General features: G+C 45.7%; 23 protein-coding genes. 2 read left to right on the top strand and 21 right to left on the bottom strand.

Translation table 11 applies throughout. The features are described 5' to 3' along the window. Nucleotides 1-78: 78 nt before the first annotated feature. Genes gldG through DN752_RS08025 form a run of 4 tightly spaced genes read right to left on the bottom strand, consistent with a single transcriptional unit; the run spans nucleotide 79 to nucleotide 4130 of the window. Nucleotides 79-1845, bottom strand: a complete 1767-nt coding sequence (gene gldG, locus DN752_RS08010; protein ID WP_245949486.1) for a gliding motility-associated ABC transporter substrate-binding protein GldG — start codon at nucleotides 1843-1845, stop codon at nucleotides 79-81. Beyond that, nucleotides 1794-2516 carry a gliding motility-associated ABC transporter permease subunit GldF gene (gene gldF / locus DN752_RS08015; RefSeq protein WP_112783461.1) on the bottom strand — a complete coding sequence of 241 codons (723 nt, stop codon included), beginning with the start codon at nucleotides 2514-2516 and terminating at the stop codon, nucleotides 1794-1796. Before gldF ends, gldG begins: the two co-directional genes overlap by 52 nt. Further along, nucleotides 2513-3430: a gliding motility-associated ABC transporter ATP-binding subunit GldA gene (gene gldA, locus DN752_RS08020; protein WP_112786463.1), complete on the bottom strand. Its 918-nt coding sequence runs from the start codon at nucleotides 3428-3430 to the stop codon at nucleotides 2513-2515. The genes gldF and gldA overlap by 4 nt, the downstream gene beginning before the upstream one ends. Before the next feature lies 1 nt (nucleotide 3431). Next, nucleotides 3432-4130 carry an SDR family oxidoreductase gene (locus tag DN752_RS08025; RefSeq protein ID WP_112783462.1) on the bottom strand — a complete coding sequence of 233 codons (699 nt, stop codon included), beginning with the start codon at nucleotides 4128-4130 and terminating at the stop codon, nucleotides 3432-3434. 163 nt (nucleotides 4131-4293) lie between these two features. Between DN752_RS08025 and DN752_RS08030 the strand changes: the two genes are divergently transcribed. After that, nucleotides 4294-5589 carry an amidohydrolase gene (locus DN752_RS08030; protein ID WP_112783463.1) on the top strand — a complete coding sequence of 432 codons (1296 nt, stop codon included), beginning with the start codon at nucleotides 4294-4296 and terminating at the stop codon, nucleotides 5587-5589. A gap of 192 nt (nucleotides 5590-5781) precedes the next feature. Here the strand turns inward: DN752_RS08030 and DN752_RS08035 are convergent, their stop codons facing one another. Together DN752_RS08035 and DN752_RS08040 are read right to left on the bottom strand one after the other, a co-directional pair. Then, a complete protein-coding gene (locus DN752_RS08035) occupies nucleotides 5782-6453 on the bottom strand; it encodes an FAD-binding oxidoreductase (protein ID WP_112783464.1) in 672 nt (223 codons plus the stop codon). 101 nt (nucleotides 6454-6554) lie between these two features. Beyond that, nucleotides 6555-7397, bottom strand: a complete 843-nt coding sequence (locus DN752_RS08040; protein ID WP_112783465.1) for a purine-nucleoside phosphorylase — start codon at nucleotides 7395-7397, stop codon at nucleotides 6555-6557. Nucleotides 7398-7533: 136 nt separating this feature from the next. Here DN752_RS08040 and DN752_RS08045 point away from each other — a divergent pair, with 136 nt between their 5' ends. Next, nucleotides 7534-8058, top strand: a complete 525-nt coding sequence (locus tag DN752_RS08045; RefSeq protein WP_112783466.1) for an NADPH-dependent FMN reductase — start codon at nucleotides 7534-7536, stop codon at nucleotides 8056-8058. Here the strand turns inward: DN752_RS08045 and ftsZ are convergent, their stop codons facing one another. From ftsZ to DN752_RS08120, 15 genes are all read right to left on the bottom strand, one after another. Then, the gene (ftsZ, locus tag DN752_RS08050) at nucleotides 8059-9663 is read right to left on the bottom strand and encodes a cell division protein FtsZ (RefSeq protein ID WP_112783467.1); all 1605 of its coding nucleotides are present in this window, start codon (nucleotides 9661-9663) and stop codon (nucleotides 8059-8061) included. 83 nt (nucleotides 9664-9746) lie between these two features. Beyond that, nucleotides 9747-11051, bottom strand: a complete 1305-nt coding sequence (gene ftsA, locus DN752_RS08055) for a cell division protein FtsA (protein WP_112783468.1) — start codon at nucleotides 11049-11051, stop codon at nucleotides 9747-9749. 11 nt (nucleotides 11052-11062) lie between these two features. Further along, on the bottom strand, nucleotides 11063-11827 hold the full coding sequence (locus DN752_RS08060) for a cell division protein FtsQ/DivIB (protein ID WP_112783469.1): 765 nt from the start codon (nucleotides 11825-11827) through the stop codon (nucleotides 11063-11065). Further along, complete coding sequence (murC, locus tag DN752_RS08065; protein WP_112783470.1) at nucleotides 11818-13215, bottom strand: UDP-N-acetylmuramate--L-alanine ligase; 1398 nt, start codon at nucleotides 13213-13215, stop codon at nucleotides 11818-11820. Before murC ends, DN752_RS08060 begins: the two co-directional genes overlap by 10 nt. Then, the gene (gene murG, locus DN752_RS08070; RefSeq protein WP_112783471.1) at nucleotides 13212-14324 is read right to left on the bottom strand and encodes an undecaprenyldiphospho-muramoylpentapeptide beta-N-acetylglucosaminyltransferase; all 1113 of its coding nucleotides are present in this window, start codon (nucleotides 14322-14324) and stop codon (nucleotides 13212-13214) included. The genes murC and murG overlap by 4 nt, the downstream gene beginning before the upstream one ends. Before the next feature lie 8 nt (nucleotides 14325-14332). Then, on the bottom strand, nucleotides 14333-15502 hold the full coding sequence (locus tag DN752_RS08075) for an FtsW/RodA/SpoVE family cell cycle protein (RefSeq protein ID WP_112783472.1): 1170 nt from the start codon (nucleotides 15500-15502) through the stop codon (nucleotides 14333-14335). Beyond that, nucleotides 15499-16848, bottom strand: a complete 1350-nt coding sequence (gene murD / locus DN752_RS08080; protein WP_112783473.1) for a UDP-N-acetylmuramoyl-L-alanine--D-glutamate ligase — start codon at nucleotides 16846-16848, stop codon at nucleotides 15499-15501. Before murD ends, DN752_RS08075 begins: the two co-directional genes overlap by 4 nt. 3 nt (nucleotides 16849-16851) lie before the next feature. Beyond that, complete coding sequence (mraY, locus tag DN752_RS08085; protein WP_112783474.1) at nucleotides 16852-18063, bottom strand: phospho-N-acetylmuramoyl-pentapeptide-transferase; 1212 nt, start codon at nucleotides 18061-18063, stop codon at nucleotides 16852-16854. Between the two features lie 3 nt (nucleotides 18064-18066). Continuing rightward, nucleotides 18067-19530: a UDP-N-acetylmuramoyl-L-alanyl-D-glutamate--2,6-diaminopimelate ligase gene (locus tag DN752_RS08090; RefSeq protein ID WP_112783475.1), complete on the bottom strand. Its 1464-nt coding sequence runs from the start codon at nucleotides 19528-19530 to the stop codon at nucleotides 18067-18069. Then, the gene (locus DN752_RS08095) at nucleotides 19531-21642 is read right to left on the bottom strand and encodes a penicillin-binding protein (protein ID WP_112783476.1); all 2112 of its coding nucleotides are present in this window, start codon (nucleotides 21640-21642) and stop codon (nucleotides 19531-19533) included. Continuing rightward, nucleotides 21639-22040 carry an FtsL-like putative cell division protein gene (locus tag DN752_RS08100; RefSeq protein ID WP_112783477.1) on the bottom strand — a complete coding sequence of 134 codons (402 nt, stop codon included), beginning with the start codon at nucleotides 22038-22040 and terminating at the stop codon, nucleotides 21639-21641. Before DN752_RS08100 ends, DN752_RS08095 begins: the two co-directional genes overlap by 4 nt. A 2-nt stretch (nucleotides 22041-22042) precedes the next feature. Continuing rightward, entirely contained in the window at nucleotides 22043-22951 is a 909-nt protein-coding gene (gene rsmH / locus DN752_RS08105; protein ID WP_112783478.1) for a 16S rRNA (cytosine(1402)-N(4))-methyltransferase RsmH, read from the bottom strand. Next, nucleotides 22948-23400, bottom strand: a complete 453-nt coding sequence (gene mraZ / locus DN752_RS08110; RefSeq protein WP_112783479.1) for a division/cell wall cluster transcriptional repressor MraZ — start codon at nucleotides 23398-23400, stop codon at nucleotides 22948-22950. Before mraZ ends, rsmH begins: the two co-directional genes overlap by 4 nt. Before the next feature lie 455 nt (nucleotides 23401-23855). Then, the gene (locus DN752_RS08115) at nucleotides 23856-24830 is read right to left on the bottom strand and encodes a polyprenyl synthetase family protein (protein WP_112783480.1); all 975 of its coding nucleotides are present in this window, start codon (nucleotides 24828-24830) and stop codon (nucleotides 23856-23858) included. 102 nt (nucleotides 24831-24932) lie between these two features. Beyond that, entirely contained in the window at nucleotides 24933-25853 is a 921-nt protein-coding gene (locus DN752_RS08120; RefSeq protein ID WP_112783481.1) for a lipid A deacylase LpxR family protein, read from the bottom strand. Nucleotides 25854-26386 lie beyond the last annotated feature (533 nt).

A 26386-nucleotide genomic window follows, 5' to 3' on the forward strand; every position in this document is an offset into this window, starting at 1 on the left:
AATATTTAAAACCCATGAAATAGATCCTCTTCACAACACTGCATGCACATGGATAATTTCATTTATTGATCACCACCACTATTCCACCTTATTTCCGTACTTACGTCTTCGAAAATAAATTTTGACCAAGCCAATCAGCAACACCAACACAACAGGTAAGGCCACATTAAGCACCTGCCATTTTGCTTTGTCTTCTTGGACCTTCTTTTTGTCCAGAGGTCTTATCTTGAGCTCTTTGCTCCTAGTAGCCATGATTCCATTGGGATCGACCAGGTACTTGAGCATATTTTGAAGCAATTCCCTATTGGCAAAACTAGTTTCAGCATAAGGCACCACCCCAAGAGGCACCGGATCACCTGTACTCCTATCGTTAACGCTCTGCAACCAATCTCCATCCCCAGTCACGATGATCGCCCCACCATCCGATGTCTCGGCAAAATCCGGGTCATTTTCGAATGACTTGGGAAGGAACCGGTTTTGAAAAACAGAGGAAAAATCACCTTCCAGCAAATACACCAAGGGTAAATGTCGCTGGTCAAAAAGAGACACGTCAGGTTCCTGGGACATGTCCTCAAAAGCAACCCGTACAGGCTGTGACATGACTCGACTATATCGTCCACTATAAATAAGTGGTGTCTTTTGTACTCCAGAGGCTTTGACCGTATCTATGGTACTGATCATCCTAAACATGGCCTGGTCCAGGCCTTTGGTAATGACATGCTCACTCATTGTATTGGCCACCACATAAAAAGGCCAAGGAAGAGGCACCAACTGAGACTGGTCCCCAAACTCTCCGGCGACCACTGGGTAATAACCAAAGTTCATATCTTGTACCAAGTCCTTGTTGATCCGCACGCCATACTTGAAGAGCATCCTATCCAGCCCGGTTTCAAAACCAACAGCCACTGTCCCGTCACCACCGGCCTTTGCCAAATCCACCGCCAAAGGATCTACACAGAGCAGCAGCTTCCCCCCACGCATAAGGTACTGGTCCAGCAGGTAAACTTCACGGTCTGCATAGCCATCCCTAGGACCAGCCACAATGACCGCATCAAAACTCAATAGATCATCCACAGATTTTGCTTGCTGAAGAGGCACTTTATACACTTCATAATCTTCAGAAAGGGCTTCCACCACCCCATAACCTTGGTCTTCCTGAAGTTCTCCATGATTGGTAATCATGGCGACGGCCCGCTTTTTCTTACGGGTCAGTTTACGAATCATATTGATGAGTTCGTATTCCAAGTTTTCCACTGATAGATTAAGGATCTGATCTGGAGACATGCCCCTGTTCCCCTTCAATAACAACCCTCCTGTTTCATGGGTAGCATTGCGTATGATGACTCCAGGAAAAATCAACCGGGAAGTCTGGGCACCATTTTCTGTGGCAAATAGATTGGTTGGGTTTATTCCAAATTCGGCCAAATAAATAATGTATTCCTCCTTTTCTCCCTTGTCATTAATTTCCATCGGGTTAAAATACCTCACCGTAATAGGTGCATTACTGTAGGCATTGAAAGTCTCCAAGGTCGATTCTATGTTCCGCTGAAATCTCCGCATCCCCCCAGGCAACTTCCCCGACAATAGAATATCTACCTCCAGCGGCGTGTCAATGGTCTCTAAAACATCCTTGGTGAAGGGGTGTAGGGAATAGCGGTTTTCTTCTGTAAGGTCAATTCTGAACTGCGTAAAATGATCCAATGCCAGTATAAAAGCCAATACTATCAGGAGAAAAACAAGCGTGCCCCCCCAGTGCTTCTTTCTTATTTGACGAATATTTAACGGCTGCTCCCTCATTTTTTTCGGATCATTAAGGTGGTCAATACTAACAGGGAAATGATCCATCCCAAAAAGTAATACAAGTCTCCACTCACTATGACTCCTCGGCTCATACTTTCATAGTGATAGCTTAAGCTTAGTTCTTCAATCATTAGCACCAGCGCACTTCCTGACAACATATCCGCCAAGGCTGTAAAACCGAAATAAAGCACAAAACACAAAAATGCTCCAATGACAAACGCCGTAATTTGATTGTCGGTAAGCGCAGAACTGAACAGCCCAATGGCCGTAAACACAGCCCCAATCATCAGCACACCAACAAAGGCCCCAATAAAACCCGCCGTGTCGATATTTCCCACTGGTGACCCCAATTGAAAAATACTGAAATAATAAAGCAATGTAGGAAGGACTGCCAACACCATCACGATTACTGACGAAAAGTATTTGGCCAGAATAATTTGGTACGGCCGTAGAGGTACGGTCATCAAGAGCTCCCAAGTACCATTCTTACGCTCCTCAGCAACCGTCCTCATCGTAATGGCTGGCACCATAAATACAAAAACATAAGGCGTGTACACAAACAAGGCCTCCAAATCCGCAAATCCATACTCCAATACACTCGTCTCCGGAAACACCCATACCAATAATCCCAAAACGACTAAAAACACCGATAGAATCAAGTATCCGGTAAGGTGGTTAAAAAAGGCATTGAATTCTTTAAGTAGCAAACTGGTCATTTCTGCACACTGGTTAACTGACGAAAAATGGATTCAAGGTTTCTTTCTTCTTGACGCAAACTGAGCAAGGTAAGCGACTTCTCTTGGATAAGTATCATGATTTCCTTTCTCAGCAGCGAGACATTGGAAGCCTTAAGCTGATAATACCCTTCTTCCAACATCCGAAAACTATGACAACCATCCATCTGAGCGAACCATTCTTCTGCTAATTGTTCCTGGGTTTCCAGGTATAGTATCGCATTCGTATCTTCTGATTTCAGGTTGGACAAGAGATCTTGGGCCACGACCTTGCCCTGATGAATAATAACTACCTTATCACAAAGCGCCTCCACTTCCTGCATGACATGTGTACTCAGGATCAGCGTTTTTTCCTTACTGATTTCTTGGATCAACTGCCGAATATCTACCAATTGGTTGGGGTCGAGTCCAGAAGTGGGTTCATCCAAGATGATCACCTCTGGGTCATGTACCAAGGCCTTTGCCAGCCCAACCCGTTGTCGGTAACCTTTGGAGAGCGCTCCAATTTTTTTGTGCTGCTCAGGACCAAGCCCACAAGCCTCGATCACCTGTTGGATATTGGATTTGGCCTGTGTTCCTTTAATTCGGTAAAGCCCAGCTACAAATCCCAAAAACTCCCGCACATACATCTCCAGATAGAGGGGATTATGCTCTGGGAGATAGCCCACGATTCGACTGACCTCTTGGGGGTAGCGGATAACCGAAATCCCATCGACCAACACATCGCCCTCATCCGGGTAAAGATACCCAGCTGCTATTTTCATGGTGGTGGATTTTCCGGCTCCATTTGGTCCCAAAAAGCCCAGCACCTGACCAGGCTGTGCAGTAAAACTCACTCCATCAAGGGCTTTTTGTTGTTGGTAATATTTGCTCAGCTGCTTTACTTGCAAGGACATTTTATTGTTTCCCTTTTGGTCGTAATGGCCGGCATTCAACATCTGCCACAAAATAATTGGGGTGGGTCTCCAGTGTCTGCACCAGGGTGGTGGCCACATCTTCTGCACGCATCATGTTTTCATGAGCATCCACGCCCTCGATATCATCAAAGAAATGGGTCTGTACTGATCCTGGATAAATGGTGGACACTTTAACACCGAAATCCCTCAATTCCATATATAAAGCGTGGGAAATCCCCTTCACCGCATGCTTGGTACCACAGTAACCGGCCATATTCGCCACCCCATTTTGTCCGGCAATTGAAGCCACATTAAGGATATGTCCTTCATCCTGCTTCTTCATATTGGGTACTACCATCCTGGTGACATAAAAAATCCCATGGACATTAACATCGAACATCCCCTTCCAATCCTTCACTGACATTTCTTCGATTTTACCCATTTTACCGTATCCAGCATTATTGACCAAGATCCGGATATCGTCTCCTAGGGCTTTTATAGTTTCCTGATAAGCCTTCTCCACTGCTGATTGATCGGCCACATCACACGAAAAGAAGTGAAAACTGGCATGGTCCAAGGACGGTTTATTCCTCCCCCAGCCGGCCACTGTCACTCCTCTATCCAGTAATTGACGGACTACTTCCAGTCCTATCCCCTTGCTTACTCCTGTAACAATTGCTGTTTTTCCTTCTAAAATCATGATTAAGTGAATTTATGCTGATTTATGCAAAACCACCCCAAATTGTCCCTTTTTTTTGGAGTTATAAAACATTTCAAACTAAAAACTTATTAAAAGTTCTTAAGCACCTATTTTTATCCCTTTGATCTTTTCTTATTTTTATTGTTCAGCTAACCATACCACCATGTCAAAGAAAAGCCTTGTACCCTTACTCATCCTGCTCAGCGGAACTGTCTTTGGGCAATCCGGTCTTCACCAAAAAATCGATGATCAAGCAGCATCCATCGAATCCAAAGTAATCGAATGGAGACGCGATATACATGAAAATCCCGAACTGGGCAATCAAGAGACGCGAACCGCCCAGCTCATCGCTACCCACTTGAAGTCACTGGGAATAGAGGTAAAAGAAAACATCGCGGTAACCGGGGTGGTGGGCTTGCTCAAGGGCGGACTACCGGGCCCTACAGTGGCGCTAAGGGCAGACATGGACGCATTACCGGTAACAGAAAGAAATGACCTCCCTTTTAAATCCACTAAGACCACCACGTACAACGGCCAAGAAGTCGGTGTCATGCATGCCTGTGGCCACGATACCCACGTGGCGATTCTTTTAGGGGTGGCCGAAGTCCTCTCCTCCATGAAAGGTGATTTGCACGGAACGGTCAAATTCATCTTTCAACCTGCCGAAGAAGGAGTCTTTGAAGAAGGAGTTACTTCCTGGGGTGCCAAACAAATGGTCGAAGAAGGGGTAATGGAAGGCGTAGATGCAGTCTTTGGCCTGCACATCAACTCCCAAACGGAAGTCGGTGATATCAAATACCGGTCCGGGCCTGCCATGGCCGCCGTGGACAACCTCAAGCTTACCGTGAACGGACGCCAAGCCCATGGCGCCTATCCCTGGTCTTCTGTGGACCCTATTGTCACTTCATCCCAAATTATCAATGCCCTCCAAACAATCATCAGCCGTAACGTAAATATTACTGAAAACCCAGCCATTGTCACCATAGGCAGCATCCATGGCGGTGTACGCCAAAACATTATTCCCGAAAAAGTGGAAATGCTGGGAACCATAAGAACATATGGCACTTCCCAACAAGAACTCATCCACCAACGCATCCGTGAAATCGCTACCAAAACAGGAGAAGCTGCAGGTGCCAATGTAGAGGTGACAATAGATAAAATATACCCGGCCACCATTAATGACCCTGCCCTTACCGAGAAGATGGTGAACACTTTAAAAGAAGTGGCAGGAGAAGAGCATGTCATCTATCATGATCCTATCACTGGAGCGGAGGATTTCAGTTACTTCCAGCAGGAAGCCCCGGGGCTATTTATCTTCTTGGGCGGTATGCCAAAAGGTACCGATCCCACAGAAGTCGCTGCCCACCATACCCCCGATTTCTTTATCGACGAATCGGGATTACTGCTCGGAGTCCGTGCCCTCAGTTATTTGGCGGTAGATTATATGGAAACAAAGTAATACACCTGAGAACCTGCCACCAGGTAGAGAAAACTGACGAAGACCTTATCATGAAGCAATGCCCATTGGCACATTACTCTTTACTCTTGGCTCTTTACTCTTTGTTCTTGGTTCTTGGCTCTTGGTTCTTGGCTCTTTACTCTCATCTTGCTGGCTCCTTGATAACTCGTACTTTTATCTTCGTGCTCACCTCTACTGTTCAAATACCAACGTAGAAGGGTCAGCTCCGAGGTCTTTCAGTGATCCATTGACCACCTTCATAAATCCGGGAGGGCCACAGACATAGAAGTGCTGGTGTTCAAAATCCGAAATAGTTGACTTCAAATAGTCTTTATCGATAAGCCCTTTGTCATAGGCAGTATCTTTTTGCTTGGCAATGATATTGATAAATTTATGTCCTAAAATTGCCTTTAGCTCTTCAAATAGAATAATATCATCATTGGTTTTATTGGCAAAAATGAGAACACTTTTTCCTACTTGGTTCTTATTGCGCAAACTCCTTAAAATGGAAATAAACGGGGTAATACCGGCTCCTCCGGCAATAAAAACACCTTCACCCTGAAAGGAAATTGTCCCCCAAGGATCGCCAATTTCTACCTCATCACCTACTTCCAGCTCTGCCAGCCGCTTGGTGACCCCCTCATGGCTTTGATAGGATTTTATAATAAACTCCAAATGGTCTTCAGATGGTAAATTCGTAAACGTAAAAGGACGCTTTTCGGCCTCCCACCCTGCTTTTAGCAAACTTACCTCGGTGGCTTGACCAGGGGTAAACTGATAGCCTCGGGGCTTCTCTACTTTATACCGGTTGACATCGTGGGTCACCGGGCTTATTTCCAATATTTTTAGTCTGTAATTTGCCATACCTTTAACTTACAAAAAAGCAATTGCTTTTAAAATATCAAGCAGGGGTATTTCGGCCATCATTCCGCTAAAGAATTGGTTGTTCAACGCTCCTTTGCCCTTTATTCCCCATCGCTGATCAGCCCAGCTATGATCCGGGTCATCTTTGGTTCAGCTATCGCAGCGGCTGCGATGACTTCCTGAATCGAGATCTTTTTTACTTTTCCCGGAGCACATAGGTCGGTAATCGCAGACATGGCAAAAACCGGCAATTCCATCTGTCTGGCCACAATCACCTCTGGAACAGTGCTCATCCCTACAGCATCTGCCCCGATCGTCCGAAGGTATCGGTACTCTGCCTTCGTCTCCAAGTTGGGCCCTTGCACTCCTGCATACACCCCTTGATGGGCATTAATTTCTTCTTTACGGGCTATTGCCCAAGCAGCATCCAGCATATTGGAATCATAAGGCTCACTCATATCAGGAAACCGGACACCAAAGTCGTCGAGATTTTTGCCACGTAGAGGGTTTTCAGGAAATAGGTCTATATGATCATTGATCATCATCACATCGCCTACTTCAAATTCCGGATCCAAGCCACCAGCAGCATTGGATACAATGAGCTTCTTGATACCAAGGCGTTGCATTACTCTCACTGGAAAGGTGACTTCTTTCATAGAATACCCCTCATAATAATGAAACCTACCTTTCATCGCCACTACAGGCACTCCATTGAGCTCGCCAAATACCAATTCCCCAGAATGGGTCTCCACCGTCGAAACAGGAAAATGAGGGATGTCTTTATAAGCTATAGTGTGGTTTATGGTAATATTGTCAATCAATTGCCCTAATCCGGTTCCTAGAATCACCCCTACCGAGAGGCGTGTACTATATTCTTGGAGGATATGGCTAACGGCAGCTTCTATTTTGGCTGAATACGACAGGTTGGCTTCGGCTTTTTTCATCTTTGTTTGGTTAATGGAAATCTTTCCTTTTATTTTATTTGTTGTACCCTCAAACAGGTGCTCATCTTGTGGGCTTTAACCCGGTTTATTCATTAGGAATTATTATTCCGTAAAAAAGTAATAAGTACATCTACTCATGATAAAAATAATCATTGGTACCAATAGAAAAAATGCGGTATCGAAAACAATAGCTTTGCAATACCAACAAATCCTCAAAGAAGAGGGAATAGCGTCGGGAATTATTGACCTGCGGGAACTTCCTGATGATTTTGTTTTTTCGGCGCTCTATGAAAACAATGGACAAAACCACGCCTATAATGCTCTTCATGAAGAGGTAAAAGAAGGTAGCAAGTTTGTGTTTATTGTCCCCGAGTACAACGGGTCGTTTCCTGGAATCCTGAAGTCTTTCATAGACGGGATGACATATCCCAACACCTTCGGAGGAAAAAAATGTGCAATGGTAGGCATTTCTTCTGGAATAGGCGGTGGTGGCCTCGCATTGAGCCACCTTACCGACATATTCCACTACCTGGGCATGCATGTCTTGGCCAATAAGCCAAAACTTGCAAAAATTGAGGAAAACATGTCTAATAACTTGCTCACCAACAAGTTTTACATAGACCTTTTAAAAACCCAGGCAGCAATGCTGATCAACTTTTAGTTAATCAACATTATCATGTAAAAACCGGTTATTGCCCAGAATCTCATTATCATCATTTAAGTTGAACTTAGAGAGGTTGGATTCTGAGCTATGTTGCACATCCTGGAGTTTTACATTTTTCCTTAAATAAGCTGGCGTATCAAGCTTTTCCTTAAATTCCTCAGGAGTCTGATTGACAGCCCTTAGGTTTTTTAGTCTTTCAAAACGCTCATGTGCTCTTTGCATGGCTTTTTGCTTGATTTGCTCATAATAATCATTTGCATATCCAGTGGCAGAAGGGCTATTGGTCTCCTGAGACTGGGCCTTAGGCTGCTCTGGTTCATCATCGTACAGCGGTGTTACTTTCTTTTGTGGATTGGCAGGGACAAATTCAAACTCACCATCCTCATGGGCATGTTCATTTTCCGTATCCACTTGAGCATCCCGATTGACAGGTTGGGCAGACTGCTGTTCTTCCTTCTGGTGGCTGTTGGCCGGAGAAGGTTGCTGAATGGTAAAGGTAAAAGTCTGACCTGCAGAAGCGTCATTTTCCTCTTCTACTTTCGTAGTCTTTCCAGAATCCAGGTCGATCACCTTTTTAGTATTTTCTTCCTGTTGGGGCTTAGCTTCTTCCCCATAGGTACCTTTGGCAATCTCTCCTGCCTGAAAACCTGTGGCAATCACTGTCACACGGATAGACTTTTTCAAATCAGGGTCGATACCTTGACCAAAAATCACCTCTGCATCATCTCCTGCACGATCTTGGATGTATTCAGTGATTTCACTCAATTCATCCATAGAAAGCTCCTCTTCCTCACCGGACATAATGGACAGTAAGATCTTCTGGGCTCCTTTGATATCCACGTTGTTGAGCAATGGTGAAGCGATGGCTTTTTCGGCTGCCTTGATGGCACGGCCTTCCATTTCTTCTGTTGCAGAACCCATCACCGCAGCACCAGCATCTTTCATCACCGTCTTCACATCCTCAAAATCGACGTTTACATCTTGGTGAACGGTTATGATCTCAGCAATGGATTTAGCTGCTGTGGTCAAGACGTTGTCTGCTTTACCAAAAGCAGAACGGATAGGCAAATTACCATAAACCTCACGCAGTTTGTCATTCAGAATGACCAAAACGGTATCGCAGTTGGCACGTAATTCCTCGATTCCCTTCTGTGCGGCACCTGTCTTTTTGCGGCCTTCAAAGATAAACGGCGCTGTGACAATGCCCACTGTCAGGATATCCATATCCTTGGCGATTTTTGCTAGCACCGGAGCTGCGCCAGTACCTGTACCACCGCCCATTCCGGCAGTAATAAAAACCATTTTGGTGTTGTCCGCCAAGAGCTCTCTTATTTCTTCCTTGCTCTCAAGGGCAGCATTTTTACCTTTTTCGGGATTGGCACCTGCACCGAGCCCCTCGGTCAAGGTGGCACCGATCTGCAACTTTAGCGGAACGGGGCTGCTCTTCAGCGCTTGGGCATCGGTATTGACTACCACAAACTCCACATCCTTTATTCCCTGTCCAAACATGTGGTTCACTGCATTGGAACCACCTCCTCCCACACCTATCACCTTGATGATAGATTTGTGGTTTTTAGGAATATCAAATTTGTAATCTCTCATAATATCTGACATTATTTCCTCAATTTTTGGTGAACTGTATTTCTGTTTTTTTTAGGTGACTACTGCTGGTGTATTCATCCAAATCAGTAGTTTTCCTCATCTCCTAAATCGTCTGTTATAAAATCCTTTAGCCTCCTGCGAATGCTGCCAAAGATGTCTTTTCCCGGCAATTCTGCGCGCCTCTCTTGCTTACCTGTGGTAGTTTGACGCTGCCGGTATATATCCTCACGATCATCCAATGCTTTGAAACCCGCCAGCACCAGTCCTACGGTAGTCGCATACATCGGGCTCTTCACCTCTTCGATCTTGGATTTGCCAAGATGTTCATTGGGATAGCCAATTCGTGTATCGAGTCCAGTCATATACTCAAACAACTGCCCCACACCTTGCAGCTGGGACCCACCACCGGTAAGAACGATTCCTCCGGCCATTTTTTTGTACAAGCCACTGGCGACAATCTCCGATTGGACCATTTCGATGATTTCTTCCATCCTTGCCTCGATGATATGGGCCAAGTTTTTTACCGAAATCTCCTTTGGTGGACGGTTTCGCAACCCTGGAATGGAAACTATTTCATTTGGATTGGCTTCTTCAGCTATGGCACGGCCAAACTTCGTCTTCAGCAGTTCCGCTTGGTTTTGCATCACCATACATCCTTCTTTGATATCTGAGGTGATGATGTTTCCTCCAAATGGAATCACTGCTGTATGGCGAATAATGTTATCGTAGAAAATAGCTATATCTGTGGTACCACCACCAATATCCACTAGGCAACAGCCCGCTTCTTTATCCAAATCACTAAGAACGGACAGTGAACTTGCCAATGGCTCAAGAATCAGGTCCTTGGAAGTAAGATCTGCTCTTTTTACGCATCTGCTGATATTGTTGATAGCTGTGGTCTGGGCAGTGATGATATGGAAATCTGCCTCCAAACGGGCGCCGGACATGCCCACTGGATCTTTGATCCCATCTTCATAATCCACTGTATAATCCTGCGGCATCACGTGAATAATCGTATTTCCTGGAGGAACGACGATGTTCTCCATGTCATTGGAAAGACGCCGCACATCTTCGATCGTGATTTCGTCATCCTTGGTGTTTCGGATGATGACTCCATGATGCACAGAACTACGGATATGCTGACCTGCTATCCCCACAATCACCTCTCTAATATCTACTTCGGCCATATCAGAAGCTTCTCCTACTGCCTTCTGAATAGCGTTTACAGTCTTGTCGATATTGGTAACAATGCCCCGGATCACTCCATCCGACACGGCCTTGCCCATACCGAGCACTTCCAGCTTTCCAAATTCATTCTTGCGCCCGATGATCGCACAAATCTTCGTGGTGCCAATGTCCAGTCCTACGATTAATTTTTCAGTTTCCATAGCTATATCAATTATTCACAAATGATTTGATCCTTAAATTCCACATTTACCCGCGAATAGGCATCCCAGCCTTTCTTGGGAATAATCTCTTCATAAAACATGTTTATCCGTTCAAACTTATCAGCAATGTCCACAGGCTTTCCAAACTCAATACGTTGTCTTCCCACTTGCTGGTACAGGCTGATATCCCCATTTCTAGCTACTTCAATGGAGGCGATCTGTGCACTCCAAAATTCACTCCTATCTATAAAGTAGATCAGGTCCAATAACGCCTGATGCTCCTTGCTCAAATCTTTTGCGGCCAACAGGTCATCCACCCCATCTCCCTCTAGTATCAAAACCCGAGAGGTATAGTGTGAAGAGGTCGGCAAAATCAAACCCTCCGCCGATATGTACCCATCCGCTGCCAGTGGCCGGGTAATACGCGCCATCGGCCGGTACTGGTCTATCGTTACCAGCACCTCACCTTTCAGGTTATTATAAACCTCCGCATTTTTGACAAAGGGATGCCTTTCGACTCTTTCTTCAAGCTTGCTCAACTGGATATCCTCCAGCTTCGCCCCCTCCGTAAGGTGGGGAAATGTTTTAAGGAGCATAGAAGTGATTTCATCCTCTTCCACAAAATACACATCACTGATCCCGTGGACTTTTACAGAAAGCCCATGGTAACTCCGCTCTGCTCCCTTCTTCTCCACAAAGCCAATAAACCCGACCAGCACTAACAAAAGTGCGGTAAACACGGCCGATTGCTTTATTTTCACTTGCTTCAGTCCCATTGCTCCATCAGGTTATTGATTGGCTCCACTAATCTGTCAATATCTCCCGCCCCAAGTGTCACCAACACTTCGGGACGTTGCTTGTCCAAAAACTCCAGCAAACCTTCTTTCGAATGCAGGGATTTTTCCTTTGCACTGATCTTTTCCATAAGCATTTGGGCACTTACACCTGCTATGGGCTTCTCCCTCGCAGGATAGATATCCAGCAAGACCACCTCATCAGCCAAGCTCAATGCCTCGCTAAAGCCATCTGCAAAATCACGGGTTCTTGTGTACAAATGGGGCTGGAAAACTGCCGTGAGCTTTTTATCAGGATACATCGCCTTGACAGAGCCCAAAAACGCCTTGATCTCCTCAGGGTGATGGGCATAATCATCGATGAAAACCCCCTTTGCGTCCTGTCTTTTTATTTCAAAACGACGTTTGACTCCTTTAAATGTCACCAACCCTTTTCGGATCGCTTCTTCACTCACTCCAAAATGCAGCGCAATGGAAATTGACGCCAAGGCATTTTCCACATTATGAAAGCCAGGAACCTTTAAAACCAAGCCTTTGATCACCTTCTCTTCACTGATATAATCAAAGTCAAAAGAAGCTACTCCAGCCTTGATATTTTCAGCCCTTACAGCTCCCTCTCCCAATCCATATTGACGCAAAGTCAAACTGCCAAAATCATTCCTATCTAACTTTTCCAGGGCATTTTTTTGAATAAATAATAGCCCATCATCTGGCAGTAAATTGATGTATTTTTCAAAGTTTCTTGTAAGCTCCTGAGCATCACCATAAATATCCAAATGATCTGCATCCACACTGGTCACCACGGCCACATTGGGGTGCAACCTCAAAAAAGACCGGTCAAATTCATCCGCCTCGACCACGACTATCGGCTGCTCCTCATTTTCCTCATCATGTAGAATGAGGTTACTTTCATAATTCTGCGTGAGCCCGCCCAAGAAAGCGGCGATATTTTTGCCTGCGGACTTTAACATGTGCGCCACCATACTAGAGGTGGTCGTTTTACCATGTGTTCCAGCCACGCCGACGGTGTACATCGTAGAGGTGATCATGCCAAGTACTTCCGAACGTTTCTTCAGGTCAAAGCCCCCTTCAACAAAGAAGTTGAGCTGCACACTATCTTTTGGAATGGCCGGAGTCCAGACGATCAACACATGCGCAGCATCCGATTTGATAGCATCAGGAATCGTCTCCAAATTATCCTCATACGTAATTCGCATCCCTTCTTCTTCCAGCTTTCTGGTCAAAGGGGACGGTGTCCGGTCATACCCACTCACGGGGATACCGATATGGTTAAACCACCGGGCAATGGCACTCATGCCAATCCCGCCGATTCCCAGAAAATAAACGCTATGTAACTTATCCCAATTCATTTGATCAAAGCTTCCAGTTTCTTTACAATTTCAAGGGCAGCATCAGGCTTACCCATTTTCTTAATATTCTTACCCAGACGGTCTCTTAGTTCTGTATCGGCCATTAATTGATCTATGCTGTCCACCAAGTGCTCCACCGCATCTTCATCCTTTAACAGCACTGCGGCATCATTATTTACACAGGCCAGGGCATTTTTGGTCTGATGATCTTCCGCTACATTCGGTGAGGGGATAAAGATCACTGGCTTCGCCACCAAGCTAAGCTCCGACACGGACAAGGCTCCAGCACGGGAAATCACCACATCTGCTGCTGCATAGGCCAGGTCCATTTCACGGATAAACTCCCGTGCCTGAACATACGCCAGCCCCGCCTCCTCTAGCTTGACGGTCATCTCTTCAAAATAAAATCTCCCCGTCTGCCAAAGAACTTGGTACCCTTGCTTCTCAAAGTGCTTCATGGAAGCCACCACGGCATTATTGATGGTCCTGGCACCAAGGCTTCCCCCCAACACCAAGATCACTTGCCGATCAGCATCCAACCCAAAATGGTCTATTGCTTGCTCCTTCTTATCATCAAGGTGAAGAATGTCCTTCCTTACAGGGTTTCCCGTAAAGTGGATTTTATCCACGGGGAAAAACTTATCCATCCCCTCATAGGCAACACAAAATGCATCAGCCTTCTTTGCCAACAATTTATTGGTCAATCCCGCAAAAGAGTTTTGTTCCTGAATCAACGTAGGAACCCCTCTCTTCTGCGCCACATACAGCAACGGCCCACTTGCAAAACCACCTACTCCCACTACCGCATGAGGCTTAAAGCGCTTGATCAGCTTCTTGGCCTTGTTAACACTGTCCCAGAGCTTAAAAGGGAAACTCAGGTTTTGCCATGTAAACCTTCTCTGTAGCCCAGCTACTGGCAGTCCCTCAATGGCATAACCAGCCTCTGGTACTTTCTGCATCTCCATCTTCCCCTCTGCACCCACGAAGAGGATCTCGCTCTCAGGATACCTTTCTGCCCAAGCATTGGCAATGGCAATGGCAGGGTATATGTGCCCTCCAGTACCTCCTCCACTGATCATGATGCGATATGTTTCCTTTTCTTTGGTCAATCTTTTATTTATTGCGCCATCTGCATGGCATTTTTATTTCCTATATTCATTTCACCTGCAAAACCATCTTCATGGTCTCCACGGCTTACACTAAGGATGATCCCAAGTGAAACTCCCGTAAACAGCAATGAGGTTCCCCCCATACTGAGCAGTGGAAGCGGCTGACCGGTAATCGGCCCCAAGCCCACAGCCACGGCCATATTCACCATCGCTTGGATCACCAAGGCAAAACTGAGCCCCGCCGAAAGCAGGCCTCCAAATGGCCGGTTGGAAATCGCCACCACACGCATACCGCGATAGAGCAATGCCAAGTACAGGAACAGCACCACGCCTCCACCCACCATGCCATATTCTTCGATGATGATGGCATAGATAAAATCAGAGTACGGATGCGGCAGGGAATTTCGCTGCTCACTATTGCCCGGCCCTTTACCTGCTACCCCACCTGTAGCTATGGCCATGTACGATTGCTGTGCTTGATAGGGAATTTCCTCATCGGACATAAAATTCTCAATCCTTGAGAAGAACGTCCCCCCCCTTTGTCCAAGGAAAATGGCTGAAGTAAGGGCGAGAAACCCGATGAGACAGACCGCAATCAAAAACTTCACAGGTACCCTGCCAATAAACATTAACAGCAAACAAGTGCACAGCAACATCACCGCAGTGGACATATTGGCCAGACCAATTAACAAACAGATCATTCCTATCCAAATCATTACAGGAATAAAGGTCCTCTTGAAATCCTGAATGTTTTTCTGCCGCTTGCCGAGCATACCTGCTACCGCAGCGATCAAAGCCAGCTTGGCCAGATCGGACGGCTGGAACGCCTGGTTAATGATCGGAATCGTCAACCACCTGTTGGCATCATTTACATTGGACCCAAATAAATAGGTAAACGCCAACAAAGGCACCGACACCCAAAGGGCCATAAGACTCAATTTGGAATAATACTTATAGGGCAAACGGTGTGCTCCCCACATGACCACCAAACTCAACAAGATCAGGGAAGAGTGCTTGATCAAATACGCCTCGGTATTTCCTCCCATCCTGCGGTAAGCCAATGATCCTGTTGCCGAATAGACCACCAGGATACTGATGATAGACAGCACCAGTACAATCCCCCATATAATGGGATCGCCCTTAAGGTTCTTATCGATCCATGCTTTGACTGCTGTCATATTGCTTTTAACTTCAATTTTTTTACTGCTTCCTTAAACTGATCACCGCGGTCTTCATAATTTTTGAACAAATCAAAACTCGCACAGGCAGGTGACAAAAGCACCACGTCTCCGCTCGTCCCTCTTTCCAGACCCCACTCTACCGCTGAGCTGATATCCTGTGTTTCCAATATCACCGGAACCACTCCTTCAAAAGCCGCCTTCAGCTTATTATTCTCTTTGCCCAAGCAGATCAAAACCTTGACATGATCTTTCACCACTGGCATCAATGTTTCATAATCATTGCCCTTATCTACCCCTCCTGCTATCCAGATCAGCGGCTCCTTGTAGGTGGACAGCGCATATACCGTCGCATCCACATTGGTGCCTTTGCTGTCATTGATAAAGGTCACCCCTTCTAGCTCCTCCACCTTTTCCATACGGTGAGGGGCATTTTTAAAATCCGCCAAGCCGATCTTTAATGTCTCTTCCGGCACCCCCGCCAACAATGCAGCGGTAGAAGCACACATGACATTCAGCATATTATGGTTTCCCTTCAGGGCCATTTCGTTTTCTGGAATCGAAATCATCTGATTTCTGAAATTGAGCTTTACCTCAGCGCCGTTATACAAGCCGCCACCTTTTTCGATCGTCTCCAAGGATACTTCATGGACATTGGGACGGATATTCATGCTGCTCATTCCTCGCCAGATATGCTGGTCCTCTCGGTAATAAATAAAATCGTCCTCCTCTCCCATTTGCTTCAGCAAGCCTAATTTGGATTGGATGTAATTTTCCATTTCATAGTCATACCGATCCAAATGATCCGGTGTGATATTGGTCAGCACGGCGATTTTTGGTCGCAAGCTTCTAAACCCATCAATCTGAAAGCTGCTCACTTCCAGCACCCACCAGTCATGATCACCTTGTACCAGTTGGCTGGCCCAGCTTTGTCCTACATTACCGCCTAAACCTACATCCAAGCCTCCTCGCTTCATCAAGTGATAGGTCAGCATGGCGGTTGTGGTCTTTCCATTCGTCCCTGTAATGGCGATTACCTTACCACGGGAAAAACCAAAAGCAAACTCCAATTCGTCAATGACGGGAATTCCCTGCTCCACTGCTGCAGCCACCACAGAATGAGAATAGGGAATTCCGGGGCTTTTGATCAGCTCGGGATACCCCAACAGTTTTTCCACATCATGGCTACCTTCCTCATAATCGACCCCCGCTTCCTCTAGGAGGAGTTTTCTATTATCTGTTATAGTGCCTCCATCCGAGACAAAAACCTCATAGCCGTTCTCCTTGGCCAGCAAGGCTGCGCCAATCCCACTTTCTCCCGCTCCTAAAATGGCTATTCTCTTCATGACTTACCGTAATTTTAAAGTGGCCAGCGTAATGATCGCCAACAGAATCCCTACAATCCAAAACCGGGTAACGATCTTGGTTTCTGGAATTCCTCCTTTTTGATAATGGTGGTGCAATGGGGACATTCTAAATATCCTCCTGCCTTCACCGTATTTTTTTCTAGTGTACTTGAAATAGCTTACCTGCATGATCACAGACAGGTTTTCTATCACAAAAATCCCACATAGCACCGGAATCAACAGCTCTTTGCGAAGGGTAAGGCAGAGTACTGCTATCACCCCTCCGAGCATCAAGCTCCCCGTATCTCCCATAAACACCTGTGCAGGAAAGGAATTGTACCAAAGAAATCCTACACAAGCCCCCAAGAAGGCTGCACAAAAGATCACCAGCTCCCCGGAGTTGGGAATAAACATCACATTCAGGTATTGGGAGAAAATGGCGTTACCGCTGATATAGGCAAAAATGGCAATGGCCAAACCTATAATAGCTGACGAACCAGCCGCTAGGCCATCGATACCATCCGTAATATTGGCCCCATTGGATACCGCAGTGATGATAAAAATCACCAGCAATATGTACAGATAAGGGGTCACATCATCTCCCAAAAAGCCCAAGAAGTTCTCATAGTTGAGCTCATTGTTTTTCATGAAAGGAATGGTTGTCTTCATGGCTTTCACATCTTCAAAAGCCGGGGTCTCCACCACTCCCTCTTCAATAGATACCGGCGTCTGAAATTCACGAACCACCACATCTTCATGAAAATACAAGGTCGCCCCCACGATAATACCGATCCCAACCTGTCCAATGATCTTAAACTTACCGGCAAGCCCCTCTTTGTTTTTTCTAAATACCTTGATAAAATCATCCAAGAAACCGATCCCTCCTAACCAAATCACCGTCACCAGTAGCAGGATGATGTATATATTATAGACATCGGCAAATAGCAAAGTAGGGAGGATAATCGCTGCGATCATCATCAGTCCACCCATGGTGGGCGTGCCCTTCTTCTCCGTCTGGCCATCCAATCCAAGGTCACGGACGGTCTCACCGATCTGCTTCCGTCTGATCCAATTGATCATACTTTTACCAAATGTGATCGTGATGATCAGTGAAAACATCGCCGCCATCCCAGCACGGAAAGAAATGTACCTAAACACCCCTGCTCCAGGAAAGTCGTATGCACTGTCGATATAATCAAAAAGATGGTAAAGCATTCTCTATTTAGTATGTATCAATTCCATTAATTCTTTTACAATTTTCAAATCATCAAAAGGATGTCTTACCCCTTTGACTTCTTGATAAGTTTCATGGCCTTTCCCGGCCACGAGGATGATATCACCCTTCTCGGCCAAAACACAGGCCGTCTTGATCGCTTCTTTTCTGTCGGCAATGACTATGGTCTTCTTATAGGCCACAGGATTGACACCAGATTCCATATCCCTGATGATGGCCATGGGGTCTTCATCCCGTGGATTATCGGATGTCAGCACGACTTTATCGCTCATTTCAGTAGCAATCTTCGCCATCACAGGGCGTTTGGTAGTGTCCCGGTTTCCTCCACAGCCTACTACGGTGATTACCTTTTCGACGCCTGTACGAACCCCTTGGATGGTTTTGAGCACATTCTCCAGTGCATCGGGGGTATGGGCATAATCTACGATCGCCGTCACACCTTCTATGATCAACTGATCGAACCGTCCCTGTGCACCTTTGATACTGGAAAGCTGCATCAATACCTCTTCTTCCTCTTCACCCAGCAGCAGCGCCGTCCCCATCACACTGATGACATTATAGGCATTGAATTCTCCGATCATCCTGAACCAAGCTTGGCGGCCATTTAAATCCAGCTCCAAGCCATGTAGTGTATTGCTGAGTACTTTTGCCTTAAAATCCGTTGGGTATTTCAAGCCAAAAGTATGTTTGCTTGCTTTGGTATTTTGTACCATGACCATCCCGCGCTTATCGTCTGCATTCACCAGTGCAAATGCGCCTAGCGGAAGCTCATCGAACAGCTTTTTCTTGGCTTTAATATATTCGTCAAATGTCCCGTGATAATCCAGGTGATCATGGGAAATATTGGTGAAAACAGCTCCTGTAAGCTGCAATCCCGCCATCCTTTCCTGCACTATCGCATGGGAACTCGCCTCCATAAAACAATGTGTGCAGCCATGGTCCACCATGTCCGCCATCAGTTTATTAATGGCGACGCTGTCCGGGGTGGTGTGTGTCGCCGGGACCACCTCATCGTTGATCTTGTTTTCTACCGTACTGAGCATACCCACCATATACCCTAACTCCATAAACAGCTTGTGCAATAAGGTCACACAAGTGGTCTTTCCATTGGTACCCGTGACGGCAACTACCTTCAGCTTTGCTGATGGATGATCATAGAAATTAGACGCCATGATCCCCATGGCGTGGGCGGAGTTGACCACTTGCACATAGGTAATTCCAGGCACCAACTTCTCCGGTAAGGTCTCGCAGATGACACTCGTTGCCCCACTTTCGATAGCCTTGGCGATGTAGGAATGGCCATCTACCTGTGTCCCTTTTGCAGCCACAAAAACATCTCCTGTGCCTACCTTCCTACTGTCGAAGACAATATCCTTCACTTCCACTTCCATATCACCGGTAGTAGAGGTAAGGGGTACTTTGTACAATATGTCCTTTAATGTCTTCATTTATCCTAAAACGATACGTATTGACCCTCCTTTGGGCACATTGGTTCCGGCATGGATAGATTGGCTTCTTACTCTACCCTTACCGGAATAATTCACTTTTAACCCTTTGTTTTCCAGCACATATAATGCGTCCCTTAATGTCATTCCTGATACATCAGGCACCACAGGCGCTTCCACTTTATTGGACTTCCAAGTGATCGAATGGTTGACCAGGGATGACTGTACCCACTGCTCATCACCATTGTAATGGTTGGATAGGCCAAAGCGGTTACAAATCATCTGCAATTCATCCACTTTTCCTGCCTTGATATAAGGAAATACTTCATCTCCCTTTCTTGTTTCGGGAGAGGCTATTTCTTTATCCTTATTTACCTCCAGGTCCTGCGCATAAATTTTATCGGCTATTTCCTTGAACACCGGTGCAGATACATCACCACCATAAGCATTAAATCCCTTGGGGCTATCGATAACGATGATCATACTGTATTTTGGATCATCCGCAGGAAAATAACCGGCAAATGAAGTATAATATTTTCGGGTATACTTTCCATTGACCAGCTTTTGGGCAGTACCTGTCTTGCCTGCAATTTTATAATTGCTGTCACTGATATTTCTCGCAGTACCTCGCTCCACTACACCTTCCAACAACTCCTGCAACTGCCGAACGGTCCTGTCTGAAGCAATACTCCTCCTGATCACCTCCGTATCATAGGCTTCCTCCACGCTGTTTCCTCGTTGGATTCGTTGCACGATCATCGGCTTGACCACTCTTCCTCCGTTCGCCACTGCATTATACAAGGTCAAGGTATGGAGCGGGGTCAGTTTAAGCTCATAACCAATGGACATCCATGGCAAAGTGGTTCCGTACCAATTTTTCTTGTGCTTTGGATCTTTGAAATAAGGAACCCCTTCTCCCTTTAACTGAAATCCCAATGGCTTGTCCAGCCCAACTTGCTCCACATAGCCCAAAAACTTGGAAGGGGCTACACCAAAATGCTCATCGACCAATTTCGAAATCCCTACGTTGGAGGACTTTTCAAAAGCCTGACGAACGGTCAACTTACCATAGCCTCCATATTTGGCATCACGCATGGTCTGGTTATAAAACTTATAATTACCGTTTCCTGTGTCAACGGTATCACTCAAGTTGAGCTTTCCTTCTTCCAATAAGGCCAGCATCGAAAGTAGCTTAAAGGTCGACCCAGGCTCGGTAAGTCCCTGCTCGCCTATGGCGTAATTATAGTATTCACCATAACCATAGCCACTGTCTTTTTTCTCCAAATTCGCTATCGCCTTGATATGGCCTGTCTCTACCTCCATCACCACCACACAGCCATACTGCGCATCTTTGTTCAATAACTGCCTGAGCAAAGCAGATTCTGCCACATCCTGGATATTGATATCGATCGTAGTGACCACATCAAAACCGTCTTCTGGACGGACATCCTCAGCATCATGGACAGGCTTCCAGGTGCCTCCTGCAATCTTCTGGAAAAGAGCCTCCCCGTTTTTACCTTCCAGGTATCCATTAAAACTGTATTCGAGTCCGGCCCCGTAACGGTCTTCATTCAGAAAGCCAATCGTCCTCCCCGCCAGGTTCTTGAACGGGTTATAGCGCTTTTCCACTTTTTCGAAGATGACGCCACCACCCATTCTTCCTTTCCGGAAAATGGGCCAACTGGACATCGCCTGCTTCTCTTGGTAGCCGATCTGCTTTCTGTTGAGCACGATGTACCTTCTTCCCTCTAGGCGGGCATCGTTGATCATGCGCTTGTACGCATTGGCGGACTTATCTTTATAAAAAGCCGACAACTTCCTGGACAGTGAGTCGACACCTGCCCGGTAATCATCCTCATCGGCAATACCTGGATCCAATGCCACTCTATAAAAAGGCAGGCTGGTGGCCAATAGGCTTCCGTCATCGCTATAGATATTACCTCGGGTGGCACTTACTTTTCGGTATTGGAGATTAATATCATCGGCTTTTTTTCGCCATTTGTCCCCATCCACAAACTGAACGTGGGCTATCCTGTAAAGAATAGCCCCTGCGAAAAGTACAACTGCCAAAAAGGCAAGCCTTACTCTCAGTAATATGGATTTCTTAATGTTCATTTATCCTTTATGATCTTTTTCGGAGGTTCTTCGATTTCGTAAATGTTTAAAACTTTTATCTTTCTTGCTACTTCTGATTGCTTACTGCTAAACATGTATTCCGCTTCCAGTGTGGTCACATCGGCGCGGAGATCTTCCACTTCCTGCTGCAGCTCTTCAATCTCACGAATAGTGCTTTCCGCTTTGTGATTGCTCCAGATATAAATCAGTGCAATAAAGGCGGCATACAGAAATGGAGGCACCAACCTCACCGGAATCCCATCCCCCAGGATATTGCTCATCTTTAGCTTTTCCTCGATCAGCGCAAAGACATTCCTGCTATTGGCAGGCTTGCCTGGCGTTCGGTTTTCATTGCCTCCCCTTTTCTTTATTTTCTTCTTAAAAGTATTTCCTTCCATGTCTATACTTTTTTTGCTATTCTCAATTTGGCACTTCGTGCCCTGTTATTATCGGCCACTTCCTCTGGGCTTGCCTGTACGGCTTTCCGTGTGACAGGCTCCAACGGTCGAATCAGGTTTCCATAAAAATCCTTTTCTACCTCCCCTTGGAATTTCCCCTTGTTGATAAAATTCTTCACCAATCGGTCCTCTAGGGAATGATAACTCATCACCACCAGCCTTCCCTCAGGCTTGAGCACGGTTATAGTCTGCTCCAGCATATCCTCCAAAGCCCCCATCTCGTCATTCACTTCAATCCTCAAGGCTTGGAACACCTGAGCAAAATACTTGAACTCCCGTCCTCTGGGAGCTAGTTTTTTTAGCAGTTCCTTAAACTGCTCTATGGTTTCAATCGGCCTGTTGGCACGTTCTGTCACCACCGCTTGCGCCAGGGACTTTGCGTTTTTCACTTCCCCGTAAATACCAAAAAGCTTATGGAGGGCTGTTTCCTCATAAGTTTTCAGCACATCATGGGCAGTCAAACTTCCCAACTGGTTCATTCGCATGTCCAAGCTGCCATCAAAGCGGGTACTGAAGCCCCTTGAAGGTTCATCGATCTGGTGGGAGGAAATCCCAAGATCTGCCAAAATCCCGTCCACCTTACTCACCCCATACAGCCTTAGGTACCTGGCAAGGTCCCTGAAATTTGCCTGCACAAACGTGAACCGATCGTCATCAGGAGCATTGGCCAAGGCGTCTTCATCTTGATCAAATCCGTACAACCTTCCCTCTGGTCCCAAGTGTTTCAGTATTTCCTTGGAATGTCCGCCCCCTCCAAAAGTAAGGTCCACATAGACCCCATCTGGACGAATGGCCATTCCCTCCACGCATTGGTGAAGCATTACTGGTATATGATAGGCTGTTGCACTCATTTCTTAGCATCTGACAAATATTCCCTTGCCTGCTCGGCAAATACTTCCGGATCATTGATCAGGAAGTTATCGTATCGTTCCGGATCCCAAATCTCAATGGTCTTTCCCATTCCTACTACTATCACTTCCTTGCTTATGCCCGCAAACCCTAGCAAGGGCTTGGGTATCAAAAATCTCCCGGCAGCATCCAATTCTATTTCGGTATTACCGCGATAAAAACTCCGCTTAAAATTTCTTTGTTTGTGATCAAAGTCATCCAGCGCAGAAACTTTGTTATCTAGCTTGCGGTACTCGTTCATGGGGTAGAGCACCAGACATGGGTCAAAACCTCTACGCATAACAAGCTCATTACCAAAAGTCTCGGGTAATGCCGCCTTTAGCTTGGCAGGCAAAACCAGACGTCCTTTGGCGTCAAGCTTGCAATAATATTCGCTAGAGAAATTCCCCATGTTTCTATCGATCGATCTTCTTCAAATACAAAAGTAATAAAAGCAATCACACAATCCACCACCTTTCCCCACTTTTTCCCACTTCTTTATAAATGTATCTAAAAGTTTAATTTTTCCAAATAATTATACAAAAAAATATGTGAGTTATCAGTTGACTCCCACCCAGTTACGGCATAAAACAAAGGGGTGTGCTCTAGGCTAAAAGGGGCTTAGATCGTAAATAGAGTAGGTTATTGGCACAAAATCAAGAAATTCTAAAAGCTAAAAACAAAGCAAACCCATATCTAGTGGGGGGATTTCCCATAGAATTCTACAATTTCCCATTTTTTGTTCCTTTTTTGAGAAAATTATCGCTGAGCTACCATTTAAAAAGTTAACAAAAAAACAACAAAAAAACGTAAAAATCACCTGTTGTTTATACACAAATATCGAATTGTCCTACACAATTAACCTCGCTACTTTTTACGCTCTATGGTATATTTTACCAAATTCTCTAACGATTCCTTATAATCTGAATCTGGCTGGCTGTGCAAAATGCTTAATGCTTCTTCAAAAAATTGCGTCATCACTTCTTGGGCATACTCTAATCCTCCAGAAGCTTTCACAAAGTCAATCACCTGATTGACAGCCTTTTTATCTTCGTTTTTGTTCCGAATAAGGTAGATAATCCTTTTCTTGTCCGCCCAGCCTGCATGGTTCAAGGCATAGATCAGCGGCAGTGTCATCTTCTTTTCTTTGATATCAATTCCCACAGGCTTGCCCACCTCATCCTCACCATAATCAAAAAGATCATCTTTGATCTGAAAAGCCATTCCCACTTTCTCCCCAAACTCCCGCATTTTCTCCACCGTATCGGCATCCGCCCCAGAAGTGAGCGCACCGACGGCACAGCAAGAAGCGATCAAGCTCGCGGTTTTCTGACGGATAATGGTGTAATATACCTCTTCGGTAATATCAAGGTTTCGGGCCTTGGCGATCTGTAACAGCTCTCCCTCACTCATCTCCCTAACGGCATTGGACACCTCCTTCAAGAGGTCAAAATCTCCATTATCCACACTAAGGAGCAAGCCCCTGGAAAGCAGGTAGTCCCCCACCAGGACAGCAATTTTATTTTTCCAAAGGGCATTTACCGAAAAAAAACCTCGACGGTAATTGGCATCATCCACCACATCATCGTGAACCAAGGTCGCCGTATGGAGCAATTCGATCAGGGCGGCACCACGGTAAGTGGATTCACCGATCCTTCCCGTGACCCCTGCCGTCAAGAAGACAAACATCGGACGCATCTGCTTCCCCTTCCTCTTGACAATATAACTGGTGATATGATCCAAAAGCTTAACCTTGCTCTTCATAAAAGAACGAAACTTCTTTTCGAAGTCGATCATTTCCTCAGCTATGGGGGCTTGTATTTGTTTAAGGTCTGGCTTCATTACTATTTTGGAGATGCAATAATACAATCAATTAAGCCATTGACAAAATGGAGCGTGTGAATATTCATGAGATAAATTCACTGATATGCAATATAAGCCACTTCAAAAGGTATAATAAAAATACAGGCTTCCCAGCAGCTGTCCTTCTGCCAAGGTAGTCTCTTGGGTCCTGTAAAAAAACCGATAGGCAAAGCCCACTTTGGGATAGGCCACCACTAACTGGGCAAAGTACTCGCTGACACTTTTTATCGGATCCATTGTCGCCAGGTCAAAAGCAGAGGACTCACTCGTTCCTTGCAGCGTCGCATTCCAGTAGACACGCTTATAGTGAACACCAGCTTGAAAATACGCCTCCCGTCGCGCCGAACGACCTACCCTGCTCCCACTGATGAAACTGTTCTTTGCTGTATTGAATTTACCAATCCTAATCGATGGTGTCAGCCCCAAACTCCTATCATAATTCCCCATCGCCACATTTGGCTGAAGCCAAAATTCAAACTTCCGAGTCCTCACCACATTAAAGGCGGCCTGTAATTTTAAATTGACAAGACCTCCGCTCTGAATCTGGTACTTCCAACCCTTGGGCTGGGGAAAGCCAAACAAGGTGTGGTACCATACCTGTACATCCTCAGCCTTGGAGCCCGGCCCTATTTTGCCCAACAGCAAGTCCCCTCGCAGCCAGCCCCGATCCATCAGGTATTGGTAACCCACCTCCCCAAACAACACGCCAGCATAAGGCCGGTCATAGATCCTGATATCTTCTGAAGTGTACTTTTCGGGAGTATAGATCTGCTGCGAGATGCGGGCATGGAGCCGGCTATCACGAGAAAGGTAATGAGAATATGCCAAAAAAACGCCATGGGTATAATACCTGTCAAAATGGGTAAATGCCAAGGCGTCATTGTCCACTTGCAGCGAAAACTGGTGTTTCCGTATTTTCTCCTTTCCCTCCTGCGCAAAGGTAATTTGCAGGGAAAAATATAAAAAACATAAGAAAAAGAAGATTTGTTTGAGCTTCTTCAATTTTATCAGTGATGGTTAGGCAATCAACCTGTAAATTATCAAAAAAAACTTCAATCTGGCGATATTTACCAGTATTTGTTCAGGGCGAACGCATTTAAAAAATGTTCCTATTTGCATTTATATCTGCCGTTCCTATGGAACGGTTTCCCTTACTTTCTTACTTTTTCAGCCTATGCCCAAGCACGTCCCACCTACCACCCTCTCCCACATATCAGTAAATTTCAACACAGTTTGTGCATCAGGAACCCTTATAGCCAGTCCCGGCGGATGCCAGAAAAGTTTGAAACTGCAAGAAAATCAGCCGTTTGGAGAATGGGCCATCTGCCGCCGCAGGTCAGTTCGCAGTACCTGTGCGGCGTGGTGTAGATAGCCTAATGTGTCTTCCGCTCAAGGGGCTATAAGCACATTAACCCTGTAAGCATATTCCCATTTGGCATTGACAGCCCGTACCTTGACCCCAAATCAATTTCGCAATTCGACATTCCAACCATTCCACACCCCCGAAAGCTTCTTTTTTTCCTTATCTTTGAAAA

The sequence above is a fragment of the Echinicola strongylocentroti genome, from assembly GCF_003260975.1.
In the GTDB taxonomy this organism is placed as follows: domain Bacteria; phylum Bacteroidota; class Bacteroidia; order Cytophagales; family Cyclobacteriaceae; genus Echinicola; species Echinicola strongylocentroti.